Annotated in this window: 5 protein-coding genes and 1 pseudogene; 2 read left to right on the plus strand and 4 right to left on the minus strand. The window is 69.0% G+C overall.

Annotation, left to right across the window (positions count from 1 at the left end; translation table 11 throughout):
• Positions 1-4: 4 nt before the first annotated feature.
• The 4 genes from B0F77_RS22825 to B0F77_RS22840 all read right to left on the minus strand — a co-directional run bounded on the left by B0F77_RS22825 (position 5) and on the right by B0F77_RS22840 (position 4,877).
• The gene (locus B0F77_RS22825) at positions 5-1,144 is read right to left on the minus strand and encodes a Gfo/Idh/MocA family protein (RefSeq protein ID WP_211293940.1); all 1,140 of its coding nucleotides are present in this window, start codon (positions 1,142-1,144) and stop codon (positions 5-7) included.
• A 132-nt stretch (positions 1,145-1,276) separates the two neighbouring features.
• Positions 1,277-2,302, minus strand: a complete 1,026-nt coding sequence (locus B0F77_RS22830) for a substrate-binding domain-containing protein (RefSeq protein WP_086664987.1) — start codon at positions 2,300-2,302, stop codon at positions 1,277-1,279.
• Positions 2,303-2,340: 38 nt separating this feature from the next.
• Positions 2,341-3,366, minus strand: coding sequence for an ABC transporter permease (locus B0F77_RS22835; RefSeq protein ID WP_086664988.1), 1,026 nt, complete (start codon positions 3,364-3,366; stop codon positions 2,341-2,343).
• Positions 3,363-4,877, minus strand: a complete 1,515-nt coding sequence (locus B0F77_RS22840; RefSeq protein ID WP_211293939.1) for a sugar ABC transporter ATP-binding protein — start codon at positions 4,875-4,877, stop codon at positions 3,363-3,365. Before B0F77_RS22840 ends, B0F77_RS22835 begins: the two co-directional genes overlap by 4 nt.
• Before the next feature lie 286 nt (positions 4,878-5,163).
• Between B0F77_RS22840 and B0F77_RS22845 the strand changes: the two genes are divergently transcribed.
• Together B0F77_RS22845 and B0F77_RS22850 are read left to right on the plus strand one after the other, a co-directional pair.
• The gene (locus tag B0F77_RS22845) at positions 5,164-6,444 is read left to right on the plus strand and encodes an ABC transporter substrate-binding protein (RefSeq protein ID WP_086664990.1); all 1,281 of its coding nucleotides are present in this window, start codon (positions 5,164-5,166) and stop codon (positions 6,442-6,444) included.
• A gap of 122 nt (positions 6,445-6,566) precedes the next feature.
• A pseudogene (locus B0F77_RS22850) lies at positions 6,567-6,941 on the plus strand (alpha-L-arabinofuranosidase); the annotation flags it as partial.

Genomic DNA, 6,941 nt, shown 5'->3' on the forward strand with positions numbered 1-6,941 from the left:
CTCCCTAAACCTGGTGCCACGTACGGGAAGCCGCGCTCGCTTCGACGGCGGCGAGGACGCGCTGCACCTGGAGCCCGTCGGCGAACGACGGCGCCGGGTCGGTGCCCGCGGCCACGGCCCGCACGAAGTCGACGGCCTGGTGGGTGAACGCGTGCTCGTAGCCCAGACCGTGCCCGGCGGGCCACCAGGCGGCCACGTACGGATGTGCCGGCTCGGTCACCACGATCCGGCGGAACCCCGCGACGGAGGAGTCCTCGGTGCCGTCGAAGAAGTGCAGCACGTTCATGTCCTCGAAGTCGAAGGCCAGGCTGCCCGCCGAGCCGTTGATCTCGATGCGCAGCGCGTTCTTGCGGCCGTTGGCGAACCGCGTGGCCTCGAACGACCCGAGCGCGCCGCCGTCGAAGCGCGCCAGGAACAACGCGGCGTCGTCGACGGTGACAGGACCGGTCTGTCCGGCGGCGGCGGTACCGGACAGACCGGAGTGCGCGGAGGCCATCGGACGCTCCGGCACGAACGTCACCAGCGTCCCCATCACCTCGCTGATCGTCTCGCCGAGGATGAACTGGGTGGCGTCGACGATGTGCGCGCCGATGTCACCCAGTGCGCCCGAGCCCGCCTTCTCCTTGTCCAGCCGCCAGGACAGCGGCGCGGCCGGGTCGACGATCCAGTCCTGGAGGTACTGGGCCCGCACGTGGTGGATCCGTCCCAGCCTGCCCTGGGCGACCAGATCCCGGGCCAGGCCCAGGGCAGGCACTCGCCGGTAGCTGAACCCCACCATCGCGCGCACACCACGCCGGGCGGCGCGTTCGGCGGCCTCCGCCATGACGACCGCTTCGGCGACACTGTTGGCCATCGGCTTCTCGCACAGCACGTGCTTGCCCGCGTCCAGGGCGGCGACCGCGATCTCGGCGTGCGTGTCACCCGGCGTGCAGATGTCCACCACGTGCACGTCGTCACGGTCCAGCACGGACTTCCAGTCGGTCACAGCCTCGACCCAGCCCAGCCGTTCGGCCGCGGCCGCGGTGCGGTCGGCGTCCCGGCCGGCCAGCACGGACATCACCGGCCGCACCGGCAGGTCGAAGAAGTGCGGCGCGACCCGCCACGCCTGGGAGTGCGCGGCTCCCATGAAGGCGTGGCCGATCATCGCGATGCCAAGTTCAGTCACGTTGCGTTCTCCTAAGCAGCTGACCAGAAGTCCTGTCCCGGCTATCGCTGGCCATGAACGGCGCTTTTGTGGACCTCAGGTCCACAAAAGCGCCGTTCATGGCCAGTTCTCCTAGGACTCGAAGGCGGTCGGCAGGTAGCGGTCGACGTTGTCCTTCGTCACGACCGGCGCGTAGAGCTGGACCTGACGCGGGACCTCCACCTCGACGAGGTCGCCGAGGCTCTTGTTCTGCACCGCGAGCCGCGCGAGCCGGATGCCGTCGGCGCCCTGGGTGGACGGGTAGATGACGGTCGCCTTGTGCGGACCGTTGTCCGCCTTGATCTCCCGCATCACGTTGGCCGATCCCGCGCCACCGACCATGAAGAACTCGCTGCGGCCGGAGTTCTTGATGGCGGCGGCGACACCGACGCCCTGGTCGTCGTCGTGGTTCCAGATGGCGTCGATCTTGGGTGCGGCCTGCAGCAGGTTCGCGGCGGCCCTCTCGCCGCTCTCCACGGTGAACTCGGCCGCCACGCGGTTGCCGACCTTCAGCCCGCAGCTCTGCAGTGCCTGCGCGAAGCCCCTGCTGCGGTCCTGGGTCAGCGGCAGCGAGTCGATGCCGGCGATCTCCGCGACCACGGCGCCCGTCTTGCCCTTCAACCGCTCGCAGACGTAGTTGCCGGCGGAGACGCCCATGCCGTGGTTGTCGCCCAGCACGGTGGACCGCGCGGCGAACGGGCTGTCGAACTGGCGGTCCACGTTGATCACGGTGATGCCGGCCTTCATCGCCTTGAGCGCGACCGGGGTGAGCGCCGCGCCGTCGAACGGCAGCAGGACGATCGCGTCCACCTTGTCGTTGATGAAGGTCTCGACCTGGCTGATCTGCAGGTTGACGTCGTTGGTGCCCTCGACGACGCGCAACTCCACGTCGGAGTACTTGCCAGCCTCCGCCTTGGCGGCGTTGGTGATCGCGGCCATCCAGCCGTGGTCCGCGGCCGGTGCGGAGAAGCCGATGACGACCTTCTTGCCCGGTTCGTCGTTGGCGACCTTCACACCGCCGCCCTGGTTGCCGCCGCCCTGGTTCTGCGGCGTGTTGCCCGTGCACGCGGTGAGCGCGAGCGTTAAGGCGGCGAAGACGGCGATTCTCTTGAGCGGCATGGGTTCTCCTCGGGTGGCAGCGGTCGTGAATGGCGGCGTCAGGCGCCGCTGCGTCTGGCCAGCCGCTGCTGAAGGAGGACGGCGACCACGATGATCGCGCCCTTCGCCACGGCCTGGGCGGAGATGGAGAGGTTGTTGAGCGTGAAGACGTTCGACAGCGTGGTGAAGATCAGGACGCCGAAGACGGTGCCCGCGATCGTGCCGCGGCCGCCGGACAGCAGCGTGCCGCCGATCACGACCGCGGCGATCGCGTCGAGCTCGTACAGGCCGCCGTGGGTGGCGCTGCCGGTCGTGGTGCGGGCGATCAGCATGACGGCGGCCAGCCCGCAGCACAGGCCGAGCAGCGTGTAGAGCATGACGGTGTGCCGCCGCACGTCGATGCCGGCCAGCCGCGCCGCCTCCGGGTTGCCGCCGACGGCGAACGTCCGGCGCCCGAACGTGGTGCGGTTGAGCAGCACCCACCCGGCGGCGGCGACCACCGCGAAGATCACCACGAGCACCGGTACCCCCAGCACCGATGCGTCGAAGAACGCGGCGAAGCCCGGCACGTTCACGATCTGCGTCTTGCGGTTGGAGATGATCTCGGCGAGACCGCGGGCGGCGGCGAGGCTCGCCAGGGTCGCGATGAACGCCACGACCCGTCCGTAGGCGATCAGCATTCCGTTGATCAGCCCGCACGCCCCGCCCACCACCAGCGCGGTGAACACGATGACGATCCAGTGCGTGTCGTTGGCGATCCCCTGGGTGGCGAGGGTGGTGGCCCACACCGAGGACAGCGCGACGATCGCGCCCACCGACAGGTCGATCCCGCCGCCGGTGATCACGAACGTCATGCCGACGCTCACGACGCCGATCACCGCCGCGAGCCGCAGGATGGTGAGGAGGTTGTCGACGTCGGCGAACCGGTCGCCCGCGGTGACCACACCGCCGACGCACAACAGGATCAGCGCGACGACGAGACCGGTGTTGCGCCCGGCCGCGGAGCCGAGCAGGCCGGAGACGCCGGACTGCCGCACGACCGGAGTTCTCGGTTGCGCGGCCACGGCGGCGGTGTCCTCGCTCATGCTGCGTGTCCTTCCATGACCAGGTCGAGAACCCGGGACTCGTCGATCTCGTCGGCCGGACCGTCGTGGACCACGCGGCCCTCGCGCACCACCAGGACCCGGTCGGCCAGGCCCAGGACCTCCTCGACGTCGCTGGACACGACGACCACGGCGACACCGGAGTCCGCCAGTTCGCGGATGAGCTCGTAGATCTCGCTGCGGGCGCCCACGTCCACGCCGCGGGTGGGTTCGTCCAGCAGCAGCACCCGGCACTCCCGCAGCAGCCACCGCGCGAGCACGACCTTCTGCTGGTTGCCGCCGGACAGGCCGCGCACCACGCGGTCGACGCCGGCCGGCCGGACGTCCAGCGCCTCGGTGAGCTTCGTCGAGCGGGCGCGTTCGGCGCGGTCGTCCAGGAACCCGAACCGGGCGAACGACGACATCGACGAGACGGTGATGTTGCGGTACACGGCCTGGTCCAGCAGCAGTCCCTGGCTCTTGCGCTCCTCCGGGCACAACCCCATCCCCGCGCGCACGGCCGCGCCGACGCTTCCCCGCCGCAGCCTCCTGCCGTCGACCTCGACGGTGCCCTCTGCCGATTTCCGGGCGCCGTAGACGGTTTCCAGGATCTCCGAGCGGCCCGATCCGACGAGGCCCGCGAGCCCGACCACCTCACCGGCGCGGACGGTGAGGTCCACGCCGGCGAAGCGGTCGCCGTCGGCCAGTCCGCGCACCACCAGCACCTCCGCGGCGGCGGGGTCGACCGGATTCCGTTGCGGGAACACGTTGTCCAGCACGCGCCCGGTCATCAACCCGATCAGCTCCGAGGTCTTCACCTCACGTGCGGGCAGGCCCGTCGCGACGGTGCGCCCGTCCTTGAGGACGGTCACCCGGTCGCCGATCTCCCTGATCTCCGCCAGCCGATGCGAGATGTAGATCACCGCCACCCCCTGGGCGGTGAGCTCCCTGATGATCCCGAACAGGACCCGCACCTCGTCCGGGTCCAGCACGGCCGACGGCTCGTCCATGATCAGCAGCTGGCCGTCCAGCGACAGCGCCCGCGCCATGCTGACGACCTGCTGGTGGGCCACGGACAACCGGCCGACGTCGCGGTCGGGCGAGATGTCCCGGTGCCCCAGCCGGTCGAGCAGCGCGCGGGTCCTGCGGCGTGCCTCCGCCCGTTTGCTGAAGCCCATTGTGGACAGTTCGTGACCGAGGAACACGTTGTCGGCCACCGACAAACCCGCCACCAGATCCAGCTCCTGGTAGATGGCGGCCACCCCGCTGCGCATCGCAGCGGTCGGGTTGCCGAACGACACGACCTCGCCCCGCCAGCGGATCTCACCCTCGTCGGGACGGTGCGCGCCGGACAGCACCTTGATCAGCGTCGACTTGCCCGCGCCGTTCTGCCCGAGCAGGCAGTGCACCTCGCCCGCACGGACCTCGAAGTCCACCCCCTGCAGGGCCGTCACGCCGGGAAAACGCTTCACCAACCCCTGGACCGACAGCAGTGCCGCAGCCGGCGCCGTCATCACCATTGAGTCCTCCGAGGCCCCGGCAACCGTTGTGCCATCAGGGAATTCGACTTGAGGACAATCAAACTAACGAGCCGTTTTTCGGCCGGTCAAGATTGTCGGTGTGGCACATGTCGGCCAAGTTTTTCCTTGACCACCGCCGACCACCCCGGCGTCTCTACCTCTCCGTGGTCGGTTGGTCACCCACGGTCTAACCGCTTGACACCTCTAGATCACGACTCCAGACTCGCCATTTTCTGGGAGCGCTCCCAGAATCTTCCACCGAGACCAGAGGAGTTCTCAGGTGCGTTTCCGTCGCCGCCAGATCACCGCGCTGGTCTGCGCCGTCGCCTCCACGATCGCCGTGACCGCCTGCGGTGCAGGCAAAGCAGCCGATGGCAGGACCGAACTGACCATCGCCACGTTCAACGAGTTCGGCTATGACGAGTTGATCAAGGAATATGAAGCCGCCCACCCGGACGTCAAGATCACCCAACGCAAGACGGGCCAGGGCGCGCCGCACCACCAGAACCTCTTCACCAAGCTGGGCGCCGGATCGGGACTCGCCGACGTCGAGGCGGTCGAAGAGGGTTACCTGAGCCAGGTCATGGCCAAGTCCGGCCAGTTCAACGATCTCAAGGAGATCGGTCCGAAGGACGTCACGCCCGACCGCTGGCTGACCTGGAAGGCCGACGCCGCGACCACCAAGGACCGAAGACTCATCGGCTACGGCACGGACATCGGGCCGCTGGCCATGTGCTACCGCAAGGACCTGTTCGCGAGCGCCGGGCTGCCGTCCGACCCCGAGGAGGTCAAGCGACTGTTCGCCACGTGGGACAGCTACTTCGCGGCCGGCGACCAGTTCGTCGCCAAGGTTTCCGGCGTCGCGTGGTTCGACGGCGCGGCACAGATCTTCAACGCCATGCACAACCAGCACGACCTCGGCTACTTCGACCGGTCCGACCAGCTCGTCGTCGAGTCCAATCAGGACATCAGGAGCGACTGGACCGCCGTGACGAACGCCGTGGCGAAGGGACAGTCGGCGAAGCTGGTCGCGTTCAGCAACGAGTGGAACACCGGCTTCAAGCTCGGCAGGTTCGCCACCAAGACGTGCCCGTCGTGGATGCTCGGCGTCATCGAGACCCAGGCGGGGCCGGAGAACGCGGGCAAGTGGGCCGTGACCGACGCGTTCCCGAACGGCGGCGGCAACTGGGGCGGCTCCTACCTGACTGTGCCGAAGCAGAGCCGCAACGCCGACAAGGCCGCCGCGCTCGCGGCCTGGCTGACCGCGCCGGCGCAGCAGATCAAGGCGTTCCAGGCCAGGGGCACGTTCCCGAGCCAGGTCGACGCGCTGGAGAACCGGGCGCTGCTGGAGCAGGTCAACACCTACTTCGGGGACGTCAAGGCGGGGGCGCTGTTCGCCGCACAGGCGCAGAAGGTCAAGGCCGCGCAGTACAAGGGGCCGGCCGACGGACAGCTCCAGGAGAACGTGTTCGCCCCGGCGCTGCAGTCCGTCGAACAGGGCAAGAACCCCGACGAGGCTTGGCGGACCGCCGTGCAGGGGGCGCAGAAGGCCGCCAAGTGACGACTCGCGTTCGATTCGATTCGACTCTCGAAATCGGGCCCGGACCAGTTGTCCATTGACCACCGGTGAGCCAGTCAGGATTCTGGGAGCGCTCCCAGACTCCTGACTAGGACGTGATGCGCATGGCGAGCCGAAGACTTCTCGTGGTGACCGCGCTCGTCGCGGCCTGCCTGCCCGCGGTGTCGATCACCGCGTCCGGCGCACCGGACGCCACCGTCGTGATCAACGCCCGAGCGGGGCTCGCGACGGTGCCGGACACCGCGATCGGCGTCAACCACGCGATCTGGGACAGCCAGCTCGGCACCAACGCGGTGAACGACCTGCTCGGCGACGCCGGGGTGCGGATGATGCGCTACCCCGGCCGCTCCTACTCCTACATCTACCACTGGAAGGACCATACGGCCCCCGGCGGCTACGTGTCGCCGAATACCGACTTCGACGCGTTCATGGCCGGTCTGCGCAGGGCGCAGGCCCAGCCGATCATCATCGCTAACTAC

Source organism: Lentzea kentuckyensis (assembly GCF_002150765.1).
In the GTDB taxonomy this organism is placed as follows: Bacteria; Actinomycetota; Actinomycetes; order Mycobacteriales; family Pseudonocardiaceae; genus Lentzea; species Lentzea kentuckyensis.

Bases quoted from the DNA above. Each gene is read 5' to 3' on its own strand.
- B0F77_RS22825 (WP_211293940.1), bottom strand. From the start codon at position 1,144: ATGATCGGCCACGCCTTCATGGGAGCCGCGCACTCCCAGGCGTGGCGG.
- B0F77_RS22830 (WP_086664987.1), bottom strand. From the start codon at position 2,302: ATGCCGCTCAAGAGAATCGCCGTCTTCGCCGCCTTAACGCTCGCGCTC.
- B0F77_RS22835 (WP_086664988.1), bottom strand. From the start codon at position 3,366: ATGAGCGAGGACACCGCCGCCGTGGCCGCGCAACCGAGAACTCCGGTC.
- B0F77_RS22840 (WP_211293939.1), bottom strand. From the start codon at position 4,877: ATGACGGCGCCGGCTGCGGCACTGCTGTCGGTCCAGGGGTTGGTGAAG.